Origin of the sequence: Halolamina litorea (assembly GCF_026616205.1) — an archaeon.
Classification (GTDB): Archaea; Halobacteriota; Halobacteria; order Halobacteriales; family Haloferacaceae; genus Halolamina; species Halolamina litorea.
Genome location: NZ_JANHGR010000001.1, coordinates 1,419,335 through 1,442,570 on the forward strand (window position 1 = coordinate 1,419,335; position 23,236 = coordinate 1,442,570).

At 69.8% G+C, this 23,236-nt stretch carries 21 protein-coding genes; 15 read left to right on the forward strand and 6 right to left on the reverse strand.

Annotated elements, in window-relative coordinates:
• The first annotated feature begins 78 nt into the window (after positions 1 to 78).
• From NO998_RS07405 to NO998_RS07420, 4 genes are all read left to right on the forward strand, one after another.
• A complete protein-coding gene (locus tag NO998_RS07405) occupies positions 79 to 2,934 on the forward strand; it encodes a DEAD/DEAH box helicase (RefSeq protein ID WP_267646468.1) in 2,856 nt (951 codons plus the stop codon).
• A 172-nt stretch (positions 2,935 to 3,106) separates the two neighbouring features.
• A complete protein-coding gene (locus NO998_RS07410) occupies positions 3,107 to 5,392 on the forward strand; it encodes an AAA family ATPase (protein ID WP_267646469.1) in 2,286 nt (761 codons plus the stop codon).
• Between the two features lie 49 nt (positions 5,393 to 5,441).
• The gene (locus NO998_RS07415) at positions 5,442 to 5,651 is read left to right on the forward strand and encodes a hypothetical protein (protein WP_267646470.1); all 210 of its coding nucleotides are present in this window, start codon (positions 5,442 to 5,444) and stop codon (positions 5,649 to 5,651) included.
• A gap of 52 nt (positions 5,652 to 5,703) precedes the next feature.
• A complete protein-coding gene (locus tag NO998_RS07420; RefSeq protein WP_425601455.1) occupies positions 5,704 to 5,922 on the forward strand; it encodes a DUF7550 family protein in 219 nt (72 codons plus the stop codon).
• Between the two features lie 15 nt (positions 5,923 to 5,937).
• Here the strand turns inward: NO998_RS07420 and NO998_RS07425 are convergent, their stop codons facing one another.
• From NO998_RS07425 to NO998_RS07435, 3 genes are all read right to left on the reverse strand, one after another.
• A complete protein-coding gene (locus NO998_RS07425; RefSeq protein WP_267646472.1) occupies positions 5,938 to 7,185 on the reverse strand; it encodes a hypothetical protein in 1,248 nt (415 codons plus the stop codon).
• Positions 7,186 to 7,239: 54 nt separating this feature from the next.
• On the reverse strand, positions 7,240 to 9,402 hold the full coding sequence (purL, locus tag NO998_RS07430) for a phosphoribosylformylglycinamidine synthase subunit PurL (RefSeq protein WP_267646473.1): 2,163 nt from the start codon (positions 9,400 to 9,402) through the stop codon (positions 7,240 to 7,242).
• An 82-nt stretch (positions 9,403 to 9,484) separates the two neighbouring features.
• The gene (locus NO998_RS07435) at positions 9,485 to 10,363 is read right to left on the reverse strand and encodes a ZIP family metal transporter (RefSeq protein WP_267646474.1); all 879 of its coding nucleotides are present in this window, start codon (positions 10,361 to 10,363) and stop codon (positions 9,485 to 9,487) included.
• A 148-nt stretch (positions 10,364 to 10,511) separates the two neighbouring features.
• On the opposite strand from NO998_RS07435, the gene NO998_RS07440 reads away from it, so the two are divergent.
• Together NO998_RS07440 and NO998_RS07445 are read left to right on the forward strand one after the other, a co-directional pair.
• On the forward strand, positions 10,512 to 11,195 hold the full coding sequence (locus NO998_RS07440; RefSeq protein ID WP_267646475.1) for a PHP domain-containing protein: 684 nt from the start codon (positions 10,512 to 10,514) through the stop codon (positions 11,193 to 11,195).
• Positions 11,195 to 12,295, forward strand: a complete 1,101-nt coding sequence (locus NO998_RS07445) for an asparagine synthase C-terminal domain-containing protein (RefSeq protein WP_267646476.1) — start codon at positions 11,195 to 11,197, stop codon at positions 12,293 to 12,295. The genes NO998_RS07440 and NO998_RS07445 overlap by 1 nt, the downstream gene beginning before the upstream one ends.
• Before the next feature lie 216 nt (positions 12,296 to 12,511).
• On the opposite strand, the gene NO998_RS07450 is transcribed toward NO998_RS07445, so the two are convergent.
• Positions 12,512 to 12,976: an NUDIX hydrolase gene (locus NO998_RS07450; protein WP_267646477.1), complete on the reverse strand. Its 465-nt coding sequence runs from the start codon at positions 12,974 to 12,976 to the stop codon at positions 12,512 to 12,514.
• Between the two features lie 258 nt (positions 12,977 to 13,234).
• Between NO998_RS07450 and NO998_RS07455 the strand changes: the two genes are divergently transcribed.
• The 4 genes from NO998_RS07455 to NO998_RS07470 all read left to right on the forward strand — a co-directional run bounded on the left by NO998_RS07455 (position 13,235) and on the right by NO998_RS07470 (position 15,109).
• Entirely contained in the window at positions 13,235 to 13,441 is a 207-nt protein-coding gene (locus NO998_RS07455) for a hypothetical protein (RefSeq protein ID WP_267646478.1), read from the forward strand.
• 43 nt (positions 13,442 to 13,484) lie between these two features.
• Positions 13,485 to 13,712: a DUF7123 family protein gene (locus NO998_RS07460; RefSeq protein WP_267646479.1), complete on the forward strand. Its 228-nt coding sequence runs from the start codon at positions 13,485 to 13,487 to the stop codon at positions 13,710 to 13,712.
• 126 nt (positions 13,713 to 13,838) lie between these two features.
• On the forward strand, positions 13,839 to 14,273 hold the full coding sequence (locus NO998_RS07465; protein ID WP_267646480.1) for an SRPBCC family protein: 435 nt from the start codon (positions 13,839 to 13,841) through the stop codon (positions 14,271 to 14,273).
• Positions 14,274 to 14,302: 29 nt separating this feature from the next.
• On the forward strand, positions 14,303 to 15,109 hold the full coding sequence (locus NO998_RS07470) for a nitrilase-related carbon-nitrogen hydrolase (RefSeq protein WP_379821616.1): 807 nt from the start codon (positions 14,303 to 14,305) through the stop codon (positions 15,107 to 15,109).
• 233 nt (positions 15,110 to 15,342) lie between these two features.
• Here NO998_RS07470 and gfo6 read toward each other — a convergent pair whose 3' ends face one another.
• The gene (gene gfo6 / locus NO998_RS07475; RefSeq protein WP_267646482.1) at positions 15,343 to 16,443 is read right to left on the reverse strand and encodes a D-xylose 1-dehydrogenase Gfo6; all 1,101 of its coding nucleotides are present in this window, start codon (positions 16,441 to 16,443) and stop codon (positions 15,343 to 15,345) included.
• Between the two features lie 80 nt (positions 16,444 to 16,523).
• On the opposite strand from gfo6, the gene NO998_RS07480 reads away from it, so the two are divergent.
• The 5 genes from NO998_RS07480 (at position 16,524) to NO998_RS07500 (ending at position 21,555) form a co-directional block, all read left to right on the forward strand.
• Positions 16,524 to 17,039, forward strand: a complete 516-nt coding sequence (locus tag NO998_RS07480; protein WP_267646483.1) for a cupin domain-containing protein — start codon at positions 16,524 to 16,526, stop codon at positions 17,037 to 17,039.
• A 55-nt stretch (positions 17,040 to 17,094) separates the two neighbouring features.
• Positions 17,095 to 17,979 carry a winged helix-turn-helix domain-containing protein gene (locus NO998_RS07485; protein ID WP_267646484.1) on the forward strand — a complete coding sequence of 295 codons (885 nt, stop codon included), beginning with the start codon at positions 17,095 to 17,097 and terminating at the stop codon, positions 17,977 to 17,979.
• A gap of 52 nt (positions 17,980 to 18,031) precedes the next feature.
• Complete coding sequence (locus NO998_RS07490; protein WP_267646485.1) at positions 18,032 to 19,015, forward strand: ABC transporter ATP-binding protein; 984 nt, start codon at positions 18,032 to 18,034, stop codon at positions 19,013 to 19,015.
• Positions 19,012 to 19,809, forward strand: a complete 798-nt coding sequence (locus NO998_RS07495; protein ID WP_267646486.1) for an ABC transporter permease — start codon at positions 19,012 to 19,014, stop codon at positions 19,807 to 19,809. Before NO998_RS07490 ends, NO998_RS07495 begins: the two co-directional genes overlap by 4 nt.
• A gap of 84 nt (positions 19,810 to 19,893) precedes the next feature.
• The gene (locus tag NO998_RS07500) at positions 19,894 to 21,555 is read left to right on the forward strand and encodes a sensor histidine kinase (protein WP_267646487.1); all 1,662 of its coding nucleotides are present in this window, start codon (positions 19,894 to 19,896) and stop codon (positions 21,553 to 21,555) included.
• Positions 21,556 to 21,634: 79 nt separating this feature from the next.
• On the opposite strand, the gene NO998_RS07505 is transcribed toward NO998_RS07500, so the two are convergent.
• The gene (locus tag NO998_RS07505; RefSeq protein ID WP_267646488.1) at positions 21,635 to 23,161 is read right to left on the reverse strand and encodes an aldehyde dehydrogenase family protein; all 1,527 of its coding nucleotides are present in this window, start codon (positions 23,159 to 23,161) and stop codon (positions 21,635 to 21,637) included.
• Positions 23,162 to 23,236: the final 75 nt, after the last annotated feature.

Genomic DNA, 23,236 nt, shown 5'->3' on the forward strand with positions numbered 1-23,236 from the left:
CTCGCGGCGAACGAACCGGGGAGCCGAGAGGGCCGGAGCCGTGGTGCTTAACCCCGACGGCCACCTGCATTCGGCCGAATGGAGAACGCCGGCGTCGACGCCTTCACGCACCTCGGGCCGGCGGTTCGGGCGGCCCTCTCCGAGCGGGGGTTCACCACCCCGACCGAGCCACAGCGCCGCGCGATCCCGCCGCTCGCCGCGGGGGACCACGCGCTGGTCATCGCCCCCACCGGGACTGGCAAGACCGAGACGGCGATGTTGCCCGTGCTGGACCAGATCGCGGCCGCCGAGGAGCGCCACGGTATCTCGGCGCTGTACATCACGCCACTCCGGGCGCTGAACCGGGACATGCTCGAACGGCTGGAGTGGTGGGGCGAGACGCTCGACCTCGAGGTGGACGTGCGCCACGGCGACACCACCGACTACCAGCGGAGCAAGCAGGCGAACGACCCGCCGGACGTGCTGATAACCACCCCCGAGACGGTGCAGGCGATGCTGACCGGGAAGAAGCTCCGGAAGGCCCTCTCGGACGTACAGCACCTCGTGATCGACGAGGTCCACGAGCTGGCGGCTTCGAAGCGCGGCGCCCAACTCACCATCGCCATGGAGCGCGTCCAGGAGCTTTCGGGCCCGTTCCAGCGGATCGGGCTCTCGGCGACCGTCGGCGACCCCGACGAGGTGGCGAAGTTCCTCACCGGCTCAGTCCGGGGCGAGGAACGAACCGACCGCGACTACCGGATCGTCGAGGTCGACGCCGGCTCGAAAGTCGACCTGTCGGTCGTGAGTCCCGAGATCACGAGCGCCGACAAACGGCTCGCCGGCGAACTCGCGACCGAACCCGAGATCGCCAGCCACGTCCGGTTCATCCGGGACGTGGTCGCCGAGAACGAGTCGACGCTCGTGTTCGTCAACACCCGCCAGACCGCCGAGGCACTGGGTGCCCGGTTCAAGAGCCTCGACGCGCCGATCGGGATCCACCACGGCTCGCTCTCGAAGGAGGCCCGGATCGAAGTCGAGGAGGACTTCAAGGCCGGCGAGATCGACGGCCTCGTCTGTACGTCGTCGATGGAGTTGGGGATCGACGTGGGCCGGGTCAACCACGTCGTGCAGTACGGCTCCCCCCGCGAAGTCGCCCGCCTGCTACAACGCGTCGGGCGCGCGGGCCACCGCCGCGGGCAGGTCTCGCACGGAACTGTCGTCGTCTCGGACGCCGACGACGCCGCCGAGGCGATGGTCATCGCCCGCCGAGCGAAGGCCGGCGACGTGGAGCCGGCGGGCATCCACGAGGGGAGCCTCGACGTGCTCGCCAACCAGATCGTCGGCCTGCTGATGGACCAGAGCGAGATCGACGCCCGGGAGGCCTACGAGCGGATCACCCGCGCGTACCCGTTTCGGGACCTCCCCGAGGAGACGTTCCGCGAGGTGGTCCGGGAGCTCTCCTCGAACCGCCTGCTCTGGCTGGAGGAGGACCACGACCGCATCGAGAGCTCCGGGGGGACGTGGCAGTACTACTACGCGAACCTCTCGATGATCCCCGACGAGGAGAGCTACGAGGTGTACGACGTCTCCTCGCGTCGCGGGATCGGCAGCCTCGACGAACGCTTCGTCGTCAACTTCGCCGAGCCGGGATCGGTGTTCGTTCAGCGCGGCGAGATGTGGCGCGTGGACCGCGTCGACGAGGACGAAGAGCGCGTCGAGGTCTCGCCGGTACAGGACCCCGGCGGCGAGGTGCCGACGTGGGTCGGCTCCGAAATCCCCGTTCCCGCCGCCGTCGCGAACGAGGTGGGCGAACTCCGCGAGATCGCGGGGCGGCAGTTCGCGAACGGCGCGGGCCTGTCGGCAGTCGCGTCGGACTTCACGAGCCGCTACCCCGTCGACGCCGCGACCGCGGAGGTCGCGCTGGACCCGGTCGAGCGGCAGGTCGATGTGGAGGCACCTGTCCCGACCGCGAACCGGCTGGTACTGGAGTCACAGGGTCGAACGGTCGTGCTCAACAGCCCGTACGGGCACCAGGTCAACGAGACGCTGGGCCGGATCTGCTCGGCGCTCGTCGGTCAGCGCACCGGCTCCTCGGTCGGGATGGAGGTCGACCCCTACCGCGTCGAGTTCGAGGTGCCAAGCGGCGTCGGCATCGCCGAGTTCCACGACGTGCTGCTGGAAACGGACCCCAGTCACGTCGAAGCGATCCTCGAACTGGCGCTGAAGAACGCCGACGCCCTGAAGTTCACCCTCTCCCACGTCGCCGCGAAGTTCGGCGCGCTCAAGCGCTATCAGGGCCGCGGGCGCTTCGGCGGTGACCGCCTGCTCGCCGCGCTGTCGGACACCCCTGTTTACGACGAGGCGCTCCGACAGGTGTTCCACGAGGACCTCGCGCTCACCGAGACGAGGGACCTCCTGAGCGAACTGCAGGCCGACGACGGCGACGTGGAACTGGCGACGGCCCGCGAGCGCACGCCAATTGGCGCCGGCGGACGCTCGGCGGGCGGGGAGTTCCTCGTCCCCGAGGGCGCCGACGCCAGCGTGATCCAGACGGTCCGGGACCGCTTGGAAGGCGACCGAGTGTTGCTGTTCTGTGTCCACTGCAAGGACTGGAACCGCCGACAGGAGGTCGGGAAGATTCGTGAGCCGATCAAGTGTCCCAAGTGTGGCTCGACCCGGATCGCGGCGCTGAACCCGTGGGCCGACGAGGTCGTCAAAGCGACTCGCGCCGAGGAGAAGGACGACGAGCAGGACCGCATGACGCGCAAGGCGTTCAAGTCGGCCAATCTGGTACAGGAACACGGCATGAAGGCCGTTCGGGCGCTCGCGGCGAGGGGGGTCGGGCCGCAGACGGCGGCGCGGATCATCTCGAAGTTCCGGGAGGACGAGGCCGACTTCTACCGGGACATCCTCGAACAGGAGCGCCAGTACGCGCGGACGAAGTCGTTCTGGTGAAACCGGTCCCGGCGAGTGAGCGTCGCCGACGTCATGTCGGCGAGGACGAACCCATGACGCTATCGTGCAAGACCATCCACGGCACGCGACCGGCGATCCACGTGGTCGTCGTCCGGCACCCCGATAGCGTCGCTCCGGCAACGCTTTGGGGCACCCGCGCGCAGGCCCGGCCATGAGCGACTCCCTCCGTCTCACCGTCCGCGCCGCCGAGAAGCGCGACGCCGGGCGCGGCATCGCCCGCCTCCCCGAGTCGGCTCGCCGGAAGCTGGGCCTGCTCTCGGGGGACACCGTCCTCGTCGAGGGCGAACGCGAGACCGTCGCGAAACTCTGGCCGGCCCGCGGCGACGTGCCCGACGGCGTCATCCTCATCGACGCCGACAGCCGCGCCAACGCCGGCGTGAAAGTCGGTGACACCGTCCGCGTCGCCGCCACCGACCTCCCCGAAGCCGACTCGGTCACGCTCCGGGCGCCGGCGGCGCTCGGGACCGTCGACGTGGAGCGCGACACGATCGAGCGCCTCGTGACCGAGGACGTACGGAACCGACCGGTCGCGCCGGGCGACCAACTCCACCTCGAACGGCTCTCAGGCATCGGCTTCACCGTCGACGGGACTGACCCTGACGGCCGGGTCCGCGTCACCGACGACACCGAGGTGCGGGTCGTGATCGAGGGCGAATCCACACCTGACCAACTCAGCGGGACCAGCCGATCCAGCGAGTCAGATGACGGCCCCGTGCGTATCGACGTCGGCGGGGGCGACGAGGCCGACGACGCTGACAGCGCTCCCACGGGTGCCAGCGAGGACGTGTCGGGCGGCGCCGTCGAGGTGTCCGGGGCGGGCGGGGCCTCGACTGGCGTCGCCTACGAGGACATCGGCGGCCTCGACGACGAACTCGATCTGGTGCGCGAGACCGTCGAACTGCCGCTCTCGAACCCAGAACTGTTCGCACGGCTGGGGATCGACCCGCCGAAGGGGGTGCTGTTGCACGGCCCGCCCGGCACCGGGAAAACCCTGATCGCCAAAGCCGTCGCCAACGAGGTCGACGCCACCTTCATCAGCATCTCCGGCCCGGAGATCATGAGCAAGTACAAAGGCGAGAGCGAGGAGCGCGTCCGCGAGGTGTTCGAGGCCGCCCAGAAGGACGCGCCCGCGATCATCTTCTTCGACGAGATCGACTCCGTCGCGCCCAAACGCGAGGACGGCGGCGACGTGGAGAGCCGCGTCGTCGGCCAACTGCTCTCGCTGATGGACGGGCTGAACGCCCGCGGGGAGGTGGTCGTCATCGGCGCCACCAACCGCGTCGACGAGATCGACCCCGCGCTCCGCCGCGGCGGCCGGTTCGACCGCGAGATCGAGATCGGCGTCCCCGGCGAGACTGGCCGACGAGAGATACTCGACGTCCACACCCGCAACATGCCGCTGGCGGACAGCGTACGGATCGACCGCCTCGCCGAGCGGACCCACGGGTTCACCGGTGCCGACCTCGCCTCGGTGGCCAAGGAGGCGGCCATGTCGGCGCTCCGGCGCGTTCGCCGGCACGAGACCGAGTCCGCCGACCCGGCGACGGCCATCGCGGCCGCCGACATCGAGATCACCCGCGAGGACTTCGAGTCGGCGCTCGCGGCCGTCGAACCCAGCGCGATGCGGGAGTACGTCGCCGAGTCCCCCGACGTGGGGTTCGACGACGTGGGCGGCCTGGACGAGGCCAAGGAGACCCTCGAACGGGCCGTCGCGTGGCCGCTCTCCTACGGGCCGCTGTTCGACGCCGTCTCGGCGTCGCCGCCCTCGGGGGTCCTGCTCCACGGCCCGCCCGGTACCGGGAAGACGCTGCTCGCTCGGGCCATCGCCGGCGAGAGCGGCGTGAACTTCCTCCAGGTGGCGGGGCCGGAACTGCTCGACCGCTACGTCGGCGAGAGCGAGAAGGCCGTCCGCGAACTGTTCGAGCGCGCCCGGCAGGCCGCCCCCGCGGTCGTGTTCTTCGACGAGATCGACGCGGTCGCCATCGCTCGTGGCTCCGGCGGCGACTCCGGCGTCGGCGAGCGCGTGGTCTCTCAGCTACTGACCGAACTCGACCGCGCCGCCGAGAACCCCAACCTCGTCGTGCTGGCGGCGACGAACCGCAAGGACGCCCTCGACCCGGCGCTGCTCCGACCCGGACGCTTCGAGTCCCACGTCCTCGTTCCCGCGCCCGACGAGGCGGCGCGGCGGGCGATCCTCCGGGTCCACATCGAGGGGAAGCCGCTGGCCGACGACGTGGACCTCGACGGGATCGCGGCGGCGATGGAGGGCTACACGGGCGCCGACGTGGCTGCGGTCGTACGCGAGGCGACGATGGGGGCCGTCGAGGACGTGGCGAACCGCTACGACGGCGAGGAGGCCAACGAGCACGCCGACGAGATCCTGCTGACGGCCGCCCACTTCGAGCGGGCGCTCGAACGGGTCGACCCCTCGATCTAACCGCGCCGGTGTCGGGCCGTTTATCCCCGTCGCCCCGAACGTCCGAGCAATGGCGTTCGGACTCAGCAGACAGGCCACGCTCGCCGCCGGCGCGGTCGGGCTGACCGTGCTCGGCATGACTCTCGGGACGGTGTTACTGCTTGCCACCGGCCGCCGTGACGCCGGATGGTTCATGTTCCTGCTCTCTTTCGGCGCGTGGATGTTCGCCGCCGTCGCCGGCATGCTGTTGGTCTGGGAGTCCGGCTATCTGGACCGATAGCCAGCCACGGCTCGCGACCACGCACGGCCCCCGTGTCGTTCGTCGGCACCCCGTGTCGCGGCCCAGCGGACGCTGCCGCGGTTCCGATAGGCCAAAGTACGACCCGGCCGGAGCCGACGCCATGGACGACCACGACCACGGCGACGACGCGGGGCGCGTAACCGCACCGATGCAGGAGTTCACCACCGGACAGGTCGGCGTCGGTCTCGCCGTGCTCCTCGTCGGCCTCGTGCTGACGTTCGGCCTGGCACTCGGCCTGGTCGGCATCTGACTCGGCCGTTCCACCCTACGGCGCCGCTCGGTCCGACCGACTAACGCCGACTTTGACCACGTCCCCGAGCGTCGCGTTCACCGTTGCCCGGCGGACGAACGACTCGTCGCCGAGCAACACGACCGTCGTCTCCTCGTTCGGTTCGACGACGCGGTAGGCCGTCGCGTTCCCGCTCCCGTTCTCGTTCCCGGACCAGACCCCGCCCTCCCGGGTCGCCTTCGCGTCGAGGTAGCGCCGGAAACTCCGCTCGAACTCGGTGGCGTTGGCGGCGTCGTCCCAGTGAAGCGTCCACGCCGTCGCGGTCCGGTTCCCCCGCTCGAACGTGATCCGTCGGTCCTCACCCCACCCGGCAGCGGCGTCGACGGCCGCCGATCGGTTCAGTTCCGTCCGGAGGGCGATCCGCAGGAACAGTTCGCCCTGCCGGTCGCGGTGTCGCTCCGACCAGTTCCCGGTGTCGCCGGTCGTCACCGTCAGCGACTCGACCGGGTCCGTGGAGTTGTGGAGCACCTGCTCGCTCGACCGCGGCGGGGAGCGATGCACCGAGGCGAGTTCCCCCGGTGAATCGACCCGGTCGGCGACGTACTCGGCGCCGAGGACGTAGCGCGCGAGGTTCAGTCGCTGGTATGCCGAGCCGTTACGGTAGGCCGCCCGCAGGGAATCCTCCCCCGCGCGTTCGGGGAGGAACTGTTCGACGTAGTCGTCCTCGACGTACTCGGCGGCCCCCTCGATGACGAGGTAGTAGGTGAGCCGGCCGTCGTAGTTCATCCCGCCCCTGACCGCCGGGTCGACGAACCACACCGAGTCGGCCCAGCCGCGCCGGAACTGCACGACGTGGACGAACTCGTGAGCGACGGTCACCTCGGCGGCGACAGGGTCCGAGAGCGTCTCCTCGTTGACGTGGACCGAGTTGCCGTCAGACGCGGCGTAGGCGGCGAGAGTCAGCCGCTCGGAGTCGTTCCGGGCCGGTGGGTCGATGCCGAGCGCCGCGCGGAACGACGATCGGCGGGCGTCGAGGACGCTCGTGGACATCTCCGATGGCGGTTCGACGTACACCACCGGCCCGTCGACGCGCTCGCCGGTGAGTGTCGTCACGCGCTCGAACACGGTCGTGGCGTCGAACGGGAGGTCGCCGAGGACGGTGACCGAAGTCGAGGGCGTCGACGGTTCGTCACTCTCGGTCGCCGCCGGCGTCGTGGCGTCCATCACCCCGCCACAGCCGGCGAGGACGATCAGGAGGGCACAGGCGATGGGGGCCAGTCGCATGGCAGAACGTACAGGAGGTCGACCAAAAGGGTTCGGTGGCGACGGCTGCGCGAGTCAGTCGAGTTCGCGGGCAAGCACGTCCCGGAGGTCCGCGATCCCTGCGGCGTCGTACCGGATCGACTCCTCGCCGACCGTGATGGAGAGGTCGCCCGTCCCGGTCGCCGTTCCGAGTTCCGTCACCGTGGCGTCGTCGCCGACCGCCTCGGCCAGCGCGTCGGCGTCGGTCGTCTCGACCACGATACGACCCGGCGTCTCGCTGAACAGCGCCGCGTCGTCGTCGACGGCCGCGTCGACGCCGGCGGCGTCGGTGACCATCTCGGCGAGCGTCACGGCGAGCCCACCGTCGCTGGTGTCGTGAGTCGCGAGCGTCGAGTCGAGGTCGGCGACGCGGACGAGTGCGTCCACGAGGGCGCCCGGGTCGGCGGGCAGCCCGGGGAAGCGGTCGGAGCCGCCGAACGCTTCGAGCAGCAGCGAGCCACCCAGCGCGTTCGGGTCGTCGCTGCCGATCCCGGAGCCGGCGACGTACGCTGCGGGCTCGACGAGCACGAGGTCGCCCTCGCCGGAGACCGTCGCCGGCGGGGCCTCGTAGCCCTCCCGCGTCCCGAGCACCGCGAGCGTCGGCGTCGGCGCGACGGGGCCGGTCTCGGAGTCGTTGTACAGCGAAACGTTCCCGCCGACGACGGGGACCGAGAGGTCTGCGCAGGCTTCGGCGAGGCCGTCGACGGCCGCCGCGAAGCCGTCGTACGTCTCGGGGTCCTCGGGGTTGCCGCCGTTGAGGCAGTCGACCGCCGCCAGTGGGGTCGCGCCCTTCGCGGCGAGGTTGGTGGCGTTCTCGACCGCGACGGCGCGGGCGCCGGATTCGGGGTCGGTGTCGGTCCAGTGGGGGTTCGCGCCCGAGGAGAGCGCGATGGCGTGTTCCTCGTCGGCCTCCCCGGTCTCGTGGAGCGCGAGCACGGCGGCGTCGTCGCCCGGCGGCGTCGCCGTTCGCAGGCCGACCTCGTGGTCGTACTGGCGGTAGACCCACGCCTTGCTCGCGGCGGTGGGGTCGGCGACGACGGTCTCGAAGGCGTCTTCGAGGTCGAACTCCGGGAGGTCACGCTCGGGCGCGGCTGCCGGCTCGCGGCCGAGGTCGTTCATCGGCGCGCCCTCGGCGAGGTACTCCGCGGAGGCGTCGACGACGGTCTCGCCCTCGAAGCGGCAGACGTAGTTCCCCTCGACGACCTCGCCGATGTCCGAACAGCCCAGGTCGAAGCGCTCGGCGATCTCGGCGACGCGCTCGACGTTCTCCGGGGCGACCTCGTAGCACATCCGCTCCTGTGACTCCGCGAGCAGGATCTCGGTCGCGTTCATCCCCGGCTCTCGCCGGTGGACCGCTTCGAGGTCGATGTCGGCCCCGAAGCCGCCCTTGGCGACCAGTTCGGAGGAGGCGCCCCCCAGTCCGGCGGCGCCGAGGTCGCGGGCGGACTCGATCAGCCCCTCGTCGATCAGCGCCTCGTTGCACTCGATCAGGAGCTTCTCGGAGTACGGGTCCCCGACCTGCACGGCCGGCCGGTCCTCGGTTTCGGCGTCCTCGGCGAGGTCCTCGCTGGCGAAGGAGGCGCCGCCGAGTCCGTCCCGACCCGTGGCGTTGCCCAGCAGGACGAGTCGGTTGCCGGCCTCCTGCGCTTCGGCGGTGACGAGCCGGTCGGGCGTCGTCTTCCCCACGCAGGCGACGTTGACGAGGGGGTTGCCGATGTGACCCTCCTCGAAGGCGACGCTGCCGGCGACGGTCGGGACGCCGATGGCGTTGCCGTAGTCGGCGATCCCTTCGACGACGCCGTCGAGAAGGTAGCGGGAGTGTTCCCGGTCGAACGGGCCGAAGTAGAGCGAGTCCGCGAGCGCGATGGGGTAGGCGCCCATCGAGAGCGTGTCCCGGACGATGCCGCCGACGCCGGTGGCGGCGCCGTCGTACGGATCGACGTAGCTCGGGTGGTTGTGGCTCTCGATCCCGAAGGTCAGCAGTGTGTCGGTCCCGGGGACCCGGACGACCGCGGCGTCGTCGCCGGGCCCGATCTCGACGTGCTCGCCCTCGCTCTCGAACGCCGAGAGCAGCGGGCGCGAGGATCGGTAGGCGCAGTGTTCGCTCCAGAGGTTCTCGAACAGGTGCTGTTCGGCCCGAGTGGGCTCGCGGCCCAACTCCCCGACGACGAGTTCGTGGTCCGCATCCGCGAGAGGCATTCAGCTGTGTGGTCAGCGTCGGGGTGCAAAGGGGTTTCGTTATGCACGTTCGTGGGTCAAAGACGGTGCCCCCTCGGCCGGATCAGACCGACAGGAGCGGGACCATCGCCAGCACGCCGGCGAGGAACCCCCCGACGAGTTCCCGACGGCCGTGACCGTCGAGGCCGGCGCCCGTATCGAGGGCCTCCGGGATGAACTCCGTGACCACGAGGTAGATCATCGCCCCTGCCGCGAAGCCGTAGCCGAACGGGAGGAACGCCCTGGCCCACCTGACGAACGCGAACGCGATGACGGCGCCGATGGGCTGGGGGAGACTCGAGAACACCGCCGCGCCCACCATCCGCCAGTTCGAGAGCCCCATCGCCCGCATCGGGATGGCGATGGCGGTGCCCTCGGGGACGTTGTGGATGGAGATCGCGACGGTCATGAACACGGCGAGCACGGGAACGGCGATGCCGAGGACGGGGATACCGCCCTCCAGCCCCAACTCCGCGAACGAGACGCCGACGGCGACGCCCTCGGGGAAGCTATGGACGGTGAGGATGCCGAGGATCAGGAGGAGCTTCTTCGGGTCGCCCTCGGCGAACGCCTCCGCCTCCATCCGGTGTTCGTCGTGACCGTCGTGGCTGTCGTGATTCGGCCCGTGCTCGTCGTGTTCGTCATCGTCGTCGCCGAGTTCCACGCCGTCGAGCACCCGATCCGAGACCTCCACCAACACGACCCCGGCGAACACGCCGACGACGAGCATGAGCGGCAGGTCCGACGTGTAGGCGAGCCCCTCGTTGAGCAGGCCGAACATCGACGCCGAGACCATGATGCCCGACGCGATACCCCAGAGGCCGACGTTCCAGCGGTCGCTGAACTCCTCGACGAAGAAGAAGGGGATCGCCCCGAGCCCCGTCGCCAGCGCGGTGAGTAGCCCGGCGACGAACACCAACACGAGACTGGCCGTCTCCACCATACTCGCAGTTGGGAACGGCGGAAGATGAGGGTTCCGGATTCGCGAAATAAATTTGGCGTTCCTAAAAATTCGGCACTATTCCGCCGGTATCGGGGTCTCGCGCTCCGCCTACCGGTCCCCTTTTGAACGATAACCGCCAAGAACGGCCATGCTTTCGGTCGAGCTTCACTGCCACTCGGAGCTCTCCCACGACGGCCGGGACCCGGTGGATCTGTTGGTCGAGCAGGCCGCCGCCGTCGGCATGGATGCCATCGCCGTCACCGACCACGACGCCATCCAGGCCAGCAAGGACGCCGCCGCGCTGGCCGGGGAGTACGGCCTCGTGGGCATCGTGGCGATGGAGGTCACCTCCGCGGCCGGCCACGTACTCGCACTCGGGATCGAGGAGGAGATACCCCCGGGGCTCTCCTACGACGAGACGCTCGAACGCATCCACGAGCAGGGCGGGATCGCCATCGTTCCCCACCCCTTCCAGAGTTCGCGCCACGGCGTCGCCGCCCACATCACCGACGAACAGCTCGCCAGCGCCGACGCCATCGAAGTGTACAACTCCCGGCTCCTCACTGGCCGGTCGAACCGACAGGCCGAGCGCTTCGCCACCGCCCACGGGCTGCCCAAGACCGCCGGCAGCGACGCCCACATCTCCGAGATGGTCGGGCAGGCGGTCACCGAGGTCGGCGCCGAGGAGCGATCCGTCGAGGCGATACTTGACGCCATCGCCGATGGCCGCACGAGCGTCGTGGGCCAGAAGACGCCGTGGCGAATCTCGTTCCGGCAGGCAGCCGGCGGCGTCAAGCGCCGGCTCCAGCGCGGCGCGCGGGAACTGTTCTGATGGTCGACGACCTCCGCGGCGCCGACGCGGCGACCGTTCGGGGAGCGATCGAAACGAGCGACCCGCTCCCCGGCACCGCGGGCTTCGCCGGCGAGGTCGACGGTCGAATCGTCCGGGACGTACTGGGCCGGCAGCCGATCTACCTCGACACAACGGGCGACGACTGGAGCTTCGACCCGAACGACCTCGACCGGCCCGAACTGCTCGACGCCGGCACCGTCGTCGACGGGGGCGAGGGGCGGCAGGTGTGGTCCCTCCCCGACCTCGAGGTCGAGACGGACTCCGACGCGGCCGTCGACGCCGTTCGTGAGGCCGTGCTGACGAGCGTTCGGGAGCCCGGTTCCGAGGGGCTCGCAGTCGCGTTCTCGGGCGGCGTCGATTCGGCGGTCGTCGCCGCGGGCGTGTCGGAAGCACCCTGCTACGTCGCCGGCTTCGCCGACGCCGAGTCCCACGACGTGGCCGCCGCGCGGGAGGCGGCCGAGGCGATGGGCCGGGACCTCCGGGTTGTCGGGTTCGACCACGCCGACATCGAGCGAGCGGTGCCCGAGATTGTTCGCGCGACGGGGCTGGCGAACGCGATGGACGTGGGGATCGCGCTCCCGCTGTACTTCGTCGCCGAGCGCGCCGCCGCCGACGGCTACGACCGACTCGCCGTCGGGCAGGGGGCCGACGAACTGTTCGGCGGCTACCGAAAGGTGGTGACCCCCGCCGAGGACCACCGCGTCGCGGCCGAGACGGTTCGTGGGGCCACGCGGGAAGTGATCGCGACGCTCCCCCAGCAGCTACCGCGGGACGTGCTGACGCTCCGCGCCGCGGGGGTCGAACCGGTCGCACCCCTGTTGCACGACCGCGTCGTCGACGCCGCCCTCCGATTACCGGCCGACCTGCTCGCCACCCCCGACGAGCGGAAGGTCGCGCTGCGTCGGGCCGCCGACGGCGTGGTTCCGGAGCCCGTTCGCTCGGCGGAGAAGAAGGCGGTACAGTACGGCACCTACGCCGCGCGGGAACTGGACCGGCTGGCCCGGCAGGCCGGCTTCAAGAAGCGGATGGAGGACCACGTGGGGCAGTACATCGACGCGCTCGTGGCCGGCGAGGCCTGAGGCGGGCCCCGACGGGCCGAACCGGGGCGAACGCGTTTTCGGGAGTCCCGTGCCGTATCGGCCGTGTAGGAGAAACTGCCCGGGAGCACGCTGCTCGACTGGGCGACCGACGTGGGCAGCCGACTGACGACGTTCGACATCCAGTACTTCGCCGAGGAGGACATGCGCGACGCGTGGGAGTGGGTGAACGAGGACGAACTGCCGTTCGCGTTGGGTTCAGTCCTCAGTGGCGTCGATCGCTCGGAGCGCCAGCGCCCGCGTGTCGTCGTCGATGTCGCTCTCGTGCAGGTCCTCACGGTCGTACCACTCCCACGCGTCGACGCCGGCCTCGCCCGGGGCGGGGTCGATCTCGCGGGAGGGGACCGTCGCGAAGTAGACGTGGTCGATGTGTTGGTGAAACACCTGCCCCTCGTCGCCGTCGATGTCGTAGAGCAACTGCTCGCGGGGTCGCGGGAGGGTCTGACCGGCGGGGGCACCGACGGGGTCGGTGTCGTCGAGCAGCGTCGGTTCCAGTCCGGTCTCCTCACGAGTCTCGCGGAGGCCGGCTTCGTGGGGGAGTTCGTCCCGGTCGACGTGGCCGCCCGGCGGGACGTGGATCCCCAGTTTGGGGTGGAAGTGTAGCGCGGCGGCGCCGTCGTTGACGACGTAGACGGTGGCGGTGAAGTGGCGCGTGGTCTCCATGGCTCGGGGTTGCCGCCGCGGGCTTTCGGGGTTGTGGTTCGGCGCCGGTACGGCCGCAGCGCGTTGCCGAGTCGGTGGGGCAGTGGTGGCCGTTGACGCCCGCCGCGAACGCAGTGAGCGGGCCGACGAACGACCGCAGGGAGTGAGGAGGCTTTTGATCGAGCTTTTGCCAGGGCCCCTCTGGGGGCCCGCAGCAAAAGGTCGAGTTGCAAAAGGTCGTTCGGAAGAACTACCTTCGATGCCCTCACAGGCGTGGGTATGGCACACGACTCTTCGTCGGACCTCGGCCTCGGCGTCGGCGTCACCCTCTCGGTGGTCGCGCTGCTGGCCGCGGCGTGGCTTGCGGTGACCGACCCGAGCGCGACGTTCGAGAGCGGCACCCACGAGGCGGCGGTCCCCTTCGCCCTCGCACTCGGGGGCGGCATCGCCGCCATCGCGGCCATGCACCTCTTCTGGGGCGAGTAACCCGGGAAACCGTTAAGACCGGGAATCTCCTACGGGAAGGTGAATGACTGACTACACAGAGGAGGAGGCGCGCATCGTCGCCTATCTACGCCACAGCGTCTCCTCCGGGGACCGGTACTTCCGGGCCAAGAACATCGCCGAGTCGATCGGCCTCTCGGCCAAACAGGTCGGCAGCCGCCTGCCGACGCTGGCCGAGAAGTCGGAGGACGTGGAGATCGAGAAGTGGGGGCGCTCGAAATCCACGACGTGGCGGGTCACGCCGCAGGGCTGAGACCGCGCGGTCCCCACGAGTCGTCGCGAACCCCGCCTTCTCCGCCGTCAGTTTCCACCTGCGTCGCCGGGCCACCGGGCTCCGGAGTCCCCATCCGTTATGACCCCCCGTCTCCTAGCCCGGACCATGACCGTCCGTGTCGAGCGGACCTTCACGTTCGAGGCCTCGCCCGAGGACGTGTGGGCGTTCATCGCCGACCCAGAGAAACGAGCCCAGGCGATCAGCGTCGTCGAGTCCTACGAGATCACCGACGAGGCGAACTACAAGGCCGTCTGGCACGTCAGCCTCCCGATCCCTGGACTCGGAGCCACCGTCCCCATCGAGACCGAGGACGTGCGACGTGACCCGCCAACGGAGGTCGAGTTCGTCGGCCGCTCGAAGGCCCTCCGCGTCACCGGAACCCACGTCATCGACTCCGACGGCGGGACGACGACGCTCCACAACGAGTTCGTCGTCGACGGCCGGATCCCGGGCGTCGAGCGCTTCTTCAAGAAGAACTTCGAGGCGGAACTCGACAACCTCGAAGCCGCCCTCCGGGAGGAACTGGAGCAGACAGTATGACCGACGGGATCGGCGTCGCCGACGACGCGATCACGATCGCGCTCGCCCAGCACCGGGTGAAGGCCAGCCGCGTCGGCGCCAACGTCGACCGTGCGGTCGCCGCGATCGAACGTGCGGCCGCCGACGGTGCCGACCTCGTCTGTCTGCCGGAACTGTTCAACGTCGGCTACTTCGCCTTCGAGAGCTACGCCCGGAACGCCGAGGGGCTTGACGGGCCGACGCTCGACCGGATTCGCGATGTGGCCGCCGACCACGGCGTCGCTGTGCAGGCCGGCAGTATCGTCGAGGACCTAGAGGCCAGCGCCGCCGCCGGCTTCGAGACGCCCGCGCCCGACGGACTGGCCAACGCCTCGGCGTTCGTCGGCCGCGACGGCGAAGTCGAGGCCGTCTACCGCAAACAGCACCTGTTCGGCTACGACTCCGCGGAGACCGAACTGCTCACGCCCGGCGAGTCCCTGTCGACCGTCGAGTTCGAGGGGTTCACCGTCGGAATGACGACCTGCTACGACCTGCGGTTCCCCGAACTCTACCGTGACCTCGCCGACGAGGGCGTCTCGCTGATCCTCGTCCCGAGTGCGTGGCCCTACCCGCGGGTCGAACACTGGCAGACGCTCCCCCGGTCGCGGGCCATCGAGAACCTCGCCTACGTAGCGACGGTCAACGGCGCCGGCGAGATGGAGGGGGACCGACTCGTCGGCCGTTCGACCGTCTACGACCCGTGGGGGACACCGCAGGCGACCTGCGACGACGACCCGGCGCTGGTGACCACGGAGATCGCTCCCTCGCAGGTCGAGGCCGTCCGTGAGGAGTTCCCGGCGCTTCGGGACCGTCGGTAGCGCCCCGTTCGGGACTGGTCGCCCCCGTGACGTCCCGGTACCCGTGCCTTTATGTCGCTCAGTCAGGTAGCCTATACCGTCGACCGATACGGCGCTTTTCTCGCCGTCACGTCGACAAGCCAACAACAGCCGCTTGGTCGTGTGGCGAGGGGTCCGCCACCCGTCGAAGCCTCGTCGGGCCGCTTACGGGGGCCACCGGTCCGACACATCCGCCTCCTCCGCCTTTCGCTCACTCAGCGACGGCTCGCGTCCGTCCGTCGCCCGGTTGCTGCGGCCTCGTACACCGCGTCCATCACGGCCACGTCGGTCAGCCCGTCCCGTCCGTCTGGTTCGGGCGGCGTCCCGGTCAACACGCAGTGGGCGAAGTAGTCGAACTCCTCGACGGTCTCGTCGGCGCCGATGCCCGAGAGTGTCACGTCCCCGGCGTCGGTGCTCACCCGAACGGTCCGCTCACCGTTCGGGACGAACGCGTTCTCGATCCGGATCCGGCCGGACTCGCCGACCAGTTCGAGCCACGAGTCGGCGTCGCCGCTGAAGCTGGCGGTGAACTCGCCGGTGGTCCCCTCGGGGAACTCCGCGAGGAAGTGGACGTGTTCGTCGGCCAATCGCGGGCTCTCGGGGTCGTCAGGCCGGTCACCGAACGGCTCGCTCGCCCGGGCGGTCGCGTCGACGGCGACCGGGTCCGACCCGAGCAGGTACCGCGCCGTGTTGAGCGGGTAGACGCCGACGTCGACCAGCGCGCCGCCGCCGGCGAGTTCGGCGTCGAGACGCCACTGGTCGGGGCCTTTCGAGCCCGCGAGCACGGGGAAGGTGAACTCGCCCATCGCCTTCGTCGGCTGGCCGATCCTACCCGCCGAGACGAACGAGCCGAGCGCCCGGATCACCGGATCAGCCTGCATCCGGTAGGCCGTCATCAGCGTCACGCCGGCGTCGTCGCAGGCGTCGACGGCCGCCGCGGCGCGCTCGGGCGTCGCTTCGAGGGGCTTCTCACAGATCACGTGTTTCCCCTGATCGGCCGCGGTGCGGATGCCGTCGAGGTGGAGTCGGTTCGGGGTGGCGACGTAGGCGGCGTCGTAGGCGTCGACGGCCTCGCCCTCGGCGTAGCCCTCGTAGGTCAACGCGGCCGCGTCGTGCTCGGTGGCGACGCGCTCTGCTTTCTCGGGGTCGCCCGAGACGACGGCGCCGACGGTCGCGTAGTCGCCGCCCTCGATCGCGGGGATCGAGACGTTCCGCGCGTAGTTGCCGAGGCCGACGACGGCCAGCGAGACGGTTCCCTCGGGATCGGTGTCCCAGTCGCGTGTCGAGGCGGCATCGACGAGTGCTTGGAGGTCCATACTCGGCCCTCGGCGCGGTCCGGGAAAACCGTTGGCGAACCGGGGGGAGAGCTTTGGACCCTCGGAGCACAGCCCCGGGCATGGAGCCCGTGAATGAGGCCGATCTGGAATGGGTCACGACCGAACACGGCGAGACGGCGTTCCGCCGGAAGAAACTCGCCGCGGCCGCCGCCGGGGGCGCAGGTGGGGCAGAACCACCAGCCACGGACCCCGAACTCGGCTGCAGCCTCTACGAACTCCCGCCGGGAAAGCGCTCGTGGCCGTTCCACTACCACACGGGCAACGAGGAGGCGTTCTACGTCCTCGCCGGCGCGGGCACGCTCCGGGCGGCAGACGACGAACACCCCCTGGAGGCCGGCGACTTCGTGGCCTGTCCCGCCGGCGCCGAGGGCGCTCATCGGCTGGTCAACGACGGCGACGAACCGTTGCGGTACCTCGCGTTGTCGACGATGCGCGAACCGGACGTGACGGTCTACCCCGACAGCGACAAGATCGGCGTGTTCACCGGGGCAGCACCGGGTGGTGAGGGCGACCGGGACGTGTCGGGCTACTACGAGCGCGGGGCGAGCGTCGACTACTGGGACGGCGAGGCCTGAGTCGCCGGATGCCGGGCACCGAACACTCTTTGTCGCGTGGTCGTAGAGTGTAGCTATGAGCGAGCGGCTTCAGTCGGTAGGCGAGAGCGGCGAGCGGGTAGACCCGGCCGACGCGTTCGGGTTGGTCGCCAACGAGACGCGGCTGTCGATCCTGGAGGCGCTCTGGACCGCTGACGCATCGCCGGTCCGGTTCTCGGAGCTCCGAGAGGCCGTCGGGATGCGCGACAGCGCACAGTTCAACTACCACCTCGACAAGCTGACCGACCAGTTCGTCCGGAAGCTCGACGAGGGGTACGAGCTCCGCCACGCCGGCGAGAAAGTGGTACAGGCGGTGCTCGCGGGCTCGTTCACCGAACATCCGACCCTCGACCCCATCGACGTGGGCGACCCGTGTGTGAACTGCGGCGCCGACCTCCGGGCGACCTACGAGGACGAACGCCTCGCGATCACCTGTCCCGACTGTGGCTACGGCCACGGCGAGTACGCGTTCCCGCCGGGCGGCCTGACCGACCGCGACGACGAGGAGGTCCTCGCGGCGTTCGACCAGCGCGTCCGGCACCTCCACTGTCTCGCCAAGGACGGCGTCTGTCCCGAGTGCAGCGGCCGGATGGAGACCACCGTCGAGCGCGCCGACGACTGCTGTGTCGGCAGCAGCCTCACCGCGACCCATCGCTGTTCGCAGTGTAACCACCAACTCTGTTCGGCGGTGGGGCTGGCGCTACTCGACGACAGCGAGGTCGTCGGATTCCACCGCGAACACGGCGTCTCCCTCTCCGAGCGGCCCTACTGGACGCTCCCGTGGTGTGTCACCGACGACCCGATCACGCTGGCCGGCGAGGACCCACAGCGCTTCGAAGTCGCCATCGACTGCGAGGACGAGACGATGACGGTCACCCTCGACGACGACCTCTCCGTCGTCGAAACGGCACGTTCGGACTGATCGGGCGCCCCCCGGCCCCAAAACCTATACCGCGACCAGACAGCCACGCTACATGGCGAATCAGTCCCCGCCAGCCGTCCGTATCGACGGCCTCCACAAGCGGTTCGGCGACGTGACCGCCCTCCGCGGTATCGACCTCACCGTCCGGCGCGGCGAGGTGTTCGGCTTCCTCGGCCCCAACGGCGCCGGGAAGTCGACGACCATCGACTGCCTGCTCGACTACCTCCGACCCACCGAGGGTCGCGTCGAGGTGTTCGGTATCGACGCCCAGCAGGAGTCGGGGCGTGTCCGGCAGCGCGTCGGCGTGCTCCCCGACGGCTACGACACCTTCAGCGAGTACACGGCTCGCCAGCACGTCGAGTACGCCATCGAGTCGAAGGGTGCCGACGACGACCCCGACGCACTGCTCGACCGGGTCGGCCTCGCCGGCGACGAGGAGCGCGTCGCCGACGACTTCTCGAAGGGCATGACCCAGCGGCTGATGCTCGCGATGGCGCTCGTCGGCGACCCCGACCTGCTCGTCCTCGACGAACCCTCGACCGGGCTGGACCCCAACGGCGTCCGGCTGATGCGCGAAATCGTCCGCGAGGAGGCCGAACGCGGGACGACGGTGTTCTTCTCCAGTCACATCCTCGATCAGGTCGAACGGGTGAGCGACCGCGTGGGCATCCTCGCCGACGGCGAACTCGTCGCCGTCGACAGCGTCGAGGGGCTCCGCGGCGCCGGCGCCGTCGCCGAACTCACGGTCCACTGTGACCCGTTGCCGGCCGCGGCCGTCGAGGCTACCGCTGAACTCCCCGGGGTAGACCGCGCGAACGCGGAGGACGGCCGGCTGAGCGTCACCTGTTCGGGGCCGGCCAAAGTCGACGTGCTCGACGCGATCCGGGACCACGGCGCGGGGGTACAGGACTTCGAGGCCGACACCGGTTCGTTGGAGTCCGTGTTCGCGTCCTACACCGGCGCCGACTACGAGGCGGTGGCCGGGAACGGTGACGGGGGCGGTGATACCGCCGCGGCCCCGGAGGTGGGCGAATGAGCCTCCGAACTGTCGCTCGGAAGTACGCCGCCGACACCCACCGCACGAAGTCGGCGTGGGTGGTGACGGCGCTGTTCGCGGTCGTGTTCGGCTTCATCGGCTGGTCGAGCGGCTACAGCTACGGCGGCGAGGTCAACCCGCTCGTGGCCGGCGGCATCACGAACGCCGCGGCCGTGTTGGTGCCGCTAGCGACGCTCGCACTCGGCCACGGCGCCGTCGCCGGCGCCCGCGAGTCGGGGTCGCTCCGCGTGCTGCTCGCCTACCCACACTCCCGCCGTGACGTGGCGGCCGGCGCGTTCCTCGGCCGTCTGGGGCCGATCCTCCTCGCGGTCACCGTCGGCCTCGTCGTCGCGCCGATGACCTACGCGCTCCGCGTCGGGCAGCTCCCGAGCGCCGATTACCTGACGCTCGTCGGCTTCGTCTACCTCTGGACCCTGTTCGCGACCGCGCTCGCGGTCGGCGTCTCGGCGCTGGTCACGACGGGTCGCCGCGCCATCGCCGGCGGGCTCGGGACCTACATCGGGTTCCTGTTCGTCTGGGACTGGCTGCCCTCTGAGATCGTCCGCCGAACGGTTCCGCGCGACCAGCGGTACCCGCGTCCGGAGTGGGCGCAGCTGTGGACGTCGCTCGACCCCGTGTCGGGCTACACCGACGCGACGCGGCTGCTCCGGTTCCGCCCGGACGAACCGCTGGCAGTCTTCGAGACGATGCCGTTCTTGGCGGCCGTCATCGCGGTCTGGGCGGTCGTCCCGATGGCGCTGGCGCTGTGGCGGTTCCCGCGGACGGACCTCTGAGGCCGCGCCGACATCGGGGTCGTCGACGACGGCGCGCAGCCAATCGGTTTATACCGTCTCGGGTAATCGTAGCGCCAACGACGGATGCAACTAGTTTTTCTCGCCCACGTCGGCGTGTTTGCTCTCGCCGCGGTCGGGTGTCTGGTCAGCGTGCCCCGCGCACTCGAGATCCGTCACCCGCGAACCCGGCAGGGGATGGTCGGGCTCCTGCTGTCGGTGACGCTCTGGGCGGGTGGCTACGTCGGCTACCTGCTCGCGCCGAGCGACTGGCTCCGGGCCGCGTTCTACACACTCGGGTTCGTCTTCGCGTTCGTCGCCGTCGCCGCGTGGTTCTTCTTCTGTGCGGCCTACACCGGCCGGCCGCCCGAACGGATGCCCTACCGTCGGCTGCTCGTCGGGGCGTTCCTCGCGCTGACGGCGCTCAAACTCTTCAACCCCTACCACCACCTCTACTTCACGACCGCGTGGACGGTCGAACCGTTCCCGCATCTCGCGATCAACCACGGCCTGCTCTACTGGATCGTTCTGGGACTCTCCTACGCCGTCACCGCGGTGGGTTTTTTCATGCTGGTCGAGCGCTTCGAGCAGACCGGCGCCGACAGCCAGCCGCTGCTCGTGCTCGCGGTGGTGACGGCCGTTCCGGCGGTCGCGACGGTCATCGGCGAGCAGGTCGACTGGCTGCTGCCGCTGATGTACGAGCCGCCGGGCGTGGCCGTCTTCTCGATCGGTACGCTGTTCGTCTACTTCCGGCGCTTCGAGGCGGTCCAACTGACCGGCGAGCGCGCGGAGCCGTCGGTCTTCCTCGACCGCGACGGCCTCGTTCGGGACTACAACCGGGCCGCGGAGTCGCTGTTCCCGGCGCTCGCCGGCTCGGTCGGCGAGCCGATCGAGTCGACCGTCGCGCCGCTGGCCTCCCGGGTCGACGACCCCGGGGTGGTGTCGGTCGACGACGACGGCGACGGCGACCGGTACTTCCAGATCGCCTCCACCGCGTTCACCTCCGGCGGGGTCACGACCGGGCGGCTGGTAACGCTGACCGACGTGACCGAACGGGAGCGCTACCGCCGCCGGCTGGAGGAGAAGACCGAACAGCTCGAGGCGCTCAATCGGGTCGTCCGCCACGACATCCGCAACGACATGGCCGTCATCAACGGCTGGGCCGGGACGCTCCACGAGCACGTCGACGAGGAGGGTGACGAGGCGCTCGAACGCGTGCTCCGGAAGTCCGAGCACGTGATCGAACTCACCGAGACCGTCCGGGATTTCGTGGAGTCCCTCTCCGGGGAGGCCGTCTTCGAGCCCGAACCGACCGACCTCCATCGCCACCTCGACACCGAGGTCGCGGCCACCCGGGAGACGTTCCCGGAGGCGACGATCCGCGTCGACGGCGACCTCCCGACCGTGACGGTGCTGGCGAGCGAGATGCTCTCCTCGGTGTTCCGGAACCTCCTCGAGAACGCGGTTCGCCACAACGACAGCGACGCCCCCGAGGTCACGGTCAGCGCCGTCGACGCCGGCGACACCGTCCGCGTCCGGATCGCAGACAACGGCCCGGGCGTCCCCGACGAGCAGAAGGAGACCGTCTTCGGCAAGGGTGAGAAGGGCCTCGACAGCCCCGGTTCGGGGATCGGCCTCTACCTCGTCCACACGCTGACGGAGGGGTTCGGGGGGCGCGTCTGGATCGAGGACAACGAGCCTCGGGGCGCCGTCTTCGTCGTTGAACTGCCGAAAGCCGACGACGCCTGAGTCGGACGGTCGCCGGCGCTACTCGTCGTCGTAAGCGGAGAGGAGAGTAGCGAGATGTCTCCCTATTCGGTCGCCGGCGCTACTCGTCCTCTCCGGTCTTGATGTCCGCGCTCAGGCCCTGTGCCATCTCGATCTCCTTCGAGTTGTTCAGGGTCCACGCAGTGCGCTCGGTGACGGCCTCGATGACCTCGCGGGCCGAGGGGTAGCCGTTGCCGGACTTCTTGACGCCGCCGAAGGGGAGTTGGACCTCCGCGCCGATACAGGGGAGGTTCCCGTAGGCGAGGCCGACCTCAGCGTTGTCGCGGTAGTAGTTGATCTGTCGGTAGTCCTCCGAGATGATCGCGCCGGAGAGGCCGTACTCGGTGTCGTTCTGGATCTCGACGGCCTCCTCGATGTCGCCGCTGTACTTCAGCAGGGCGACGTGCGGGCCGAAGACCTCCTCGTGGGTACAGCGCAGGTCCTCGTAGGGGTCGGCCTCGTAGACGAACGGGCCGACCCAGTGGCCGTCCTCGTGGCCCTCCGGGATCTCGCTGTCGTCGAGCTCCTCGCGGTCGACGAGCACGTTCACGCCCTCGTCCTTGGCGAGTTGGTTGTAACGCGAGACCTTCTCCTCGTGTTCGGTCTCGATCAGCGGGCCCATGAACGTGTTCTCGTCGAGGGGATCGCCGACGGCGACCTTCTTCGCGTTCTCGACGAAGCGCGTCTTGAACTCGTCGTACACGTCCTCGTGAACCACGAGACGCTCGGAGGAGACACAGCGCTGGCCGGTCGTCTTGAAGGAGGACATCGTCGCCGCGTGGACGGCGATGTCGAGGTCGGCGTTCTCGGTGATCACGATGTTGTTCTTCCCGCCCATCTCACAGGCCGCGAGCTTCCCCGGCTCGCCGCCGACCTTCGAGGCGATCTCGTGGCCGACCTCGGCGCTGCCGGTGAAGAGGACCGTATCGACGCGGCTGTCCTCGGTGATGGCGGCGCCGGCGTCGCCGAAGCCCTGCACCATGTTGAACACGCCGTCCGGGAGGCCGGCGTCCTCGAACATCTCGGCGATGACCTGCCCGCACCACGGCGTCTGCTCGGCGGGCTTCCAGACGACGGTGTTGCCCTCGACCAGCGTGACGGCCATGTGCCAGAACGGGATGGCGACCGGGAAGTTCCACGGCGTCACGCAGCCGACGACGCCGCGGGGTTTGCGCCGCATGTAGGCGTCCTTGGCGGCGATTTCGGAGGGGACCACGTCGCCGTTGGGGTGCCGGGCGTCGCCGGCGGCCCACTCGACCATGTGCCAGGCCTCGGTCACGTCGGCTTTCCCCTCGGAGATCTCCTTGCCACACTCCTTGGAGACGATCTCGCCGAGTTCCTCGTGGCGCTCCTTGAGTTCGTGGTAGATGTCCCAGAGGTACTCCGCGCGCTCGATGCGGGAGAGCGAGCGCCACTCGTCGAAGGCGTCCTCGGCGGCCGCAAGCGCCTCGTCCACGTCGGCTTCGGTGCCGCGCTGGAACGTCCCGAGGCTCTCGCCGGTGGCGGGGTTCTCGCTGGTGAACGTCTCGCTGCCGGTACCGTCGACCCACTCGCCGTCGATGTACTGTTGGTAGGTGTCGCTCGACATGTGTCGGGGAGGTCCGGCCGTTGACGTGATAAACCCTGACGGTTGGGAGCGAGCATCGGCGCTCGACGGACAGAC

Coding starts and splice junctions, on each gene's coding strand:
- NO998_RS07405 (WP_267646468.1), top strand. CDS start 79: ATGGAGAACGCCGGCGTCGACGCCTTCACGCACCTCGGGCCGGCGGTT.
- NO998_RS07410 (WP_267646469.1), top strand. CDS start 3,107: ATGAGCGACTCCCTCCGTCTCACCGTCCGCGCCGCCGAGAAGCGCGAC.
- NO998_RS07415 (WP_267646470.1), top strand. CDS start 5,442: ATGGCGTTCGGACTCAGCAGACAGGCCACGCTCGCCGCCGGCGCGGTC.
- NO998_RS07425 (WP_267646472.1), bottom strand. CDS start 7,185: ATGCGACTGGCCCCCATCGCCTGTGCCCTCCTGATCGTCCTCGCCGGC.
- purL (WP_267646473.1), bottom strand. CDS start 9,402: ATGCCTCTCGCGGATGCGGACCACGAACTCGTCGTCGGGGAGTTGGGC.
- NO998_RS07435 (WP_267646474.1), bottom strand. CDS start 10,363: ATGGTGGAGACGGCCAGTCTCGTGTTGGTGTTCGTCGCCGGGCTACTC.
- NO998_RS07440 (WP_267646475.1), top strand. CDS start 10,512: ATGCTTTCGGTCGAGCTTCACTGCCACTCGGAGCTCTCCCACGACGGC.
- NO998_RS07445 (WP_267646476.1), top strand. CDS start 11,195: ATGGTCGACGACCTCCGCGGCGCCGACGCGGCGACCGTTCGGGGAGCG.
- NO998_RS07450 (WP_267646477.1), bottom strand. CDS start 12,976: ATGGAGACCACGCGCCACTTCACCGCCACCGTCTACGTCGTCAACGAC.
- NO998_RS07455 (WP_267646478.1), top strand. CDS start 13,235: ATGGCACACGACTCTTCGTCGGACCTCGGCCTCGGCGTCGGCGTCACC.
- NO998_RS07460 (WP_267646479.1), top strand. CDS start 13,485: ATGACTGACTACACAGAGGAGGAGGCGCGCATCGTCGCCTATCTACGC.
- NO998_RS07465 (WP_267646480.1), top strand. CDS start 13,839: ATGACCGTCCGTGTCGAGCGGACCTTCACGTTCGAGGCCTCGCCCGAG.
- gfo6 (WP_267646482.1), bottom strand. CDS start 16,443: ATGGACCTCCAAGCACTCGTCGATGCCGCCTCGACACGCGACTGGGAC.
- NO998_RS07480 (WP_267646483.1), top strand. CDS start 16,524: ATGGAGCCCGTGAATGAGGCCGATCTGGAATGGGTCACGACCGAACAC.
- NO998_RS07485 (WP_267646484.1), top strand. CDS start 17,095: ATGAGCGAGCGGCTTCAGTCGGTAGGCGAGAGCGGCGAGCGGGTAGAC.
- NO998_RS07490 (WP_267646485.1), top strand. CDS start 18,032: ATGGCGAATCAGTCCCCGCCAGCCGTCCGTATCGACGGCCTCCACAAG.
- NO998_RS07495 (WP_267646486.1), top strand. CDS start 19,012: ATGAGCCTCCGAACTGTCGCTCGGAAGTACGCCGCCGACACCCACCGC.
- NO998_RS07500 (WP_267646487.1), top strand. CDS start 19,894: ATGCAACTAGTTTTTCTCGCCCACGTCGGCGTGTTTGCTCTCGCCGCG.
- NO998_RS07505 (WP_267646488.1), bottom strand. CDS start 23,161: ATGTCGAGCGACACCTACCAACAGTACATCGACGGCGAGTGGGTCGAC.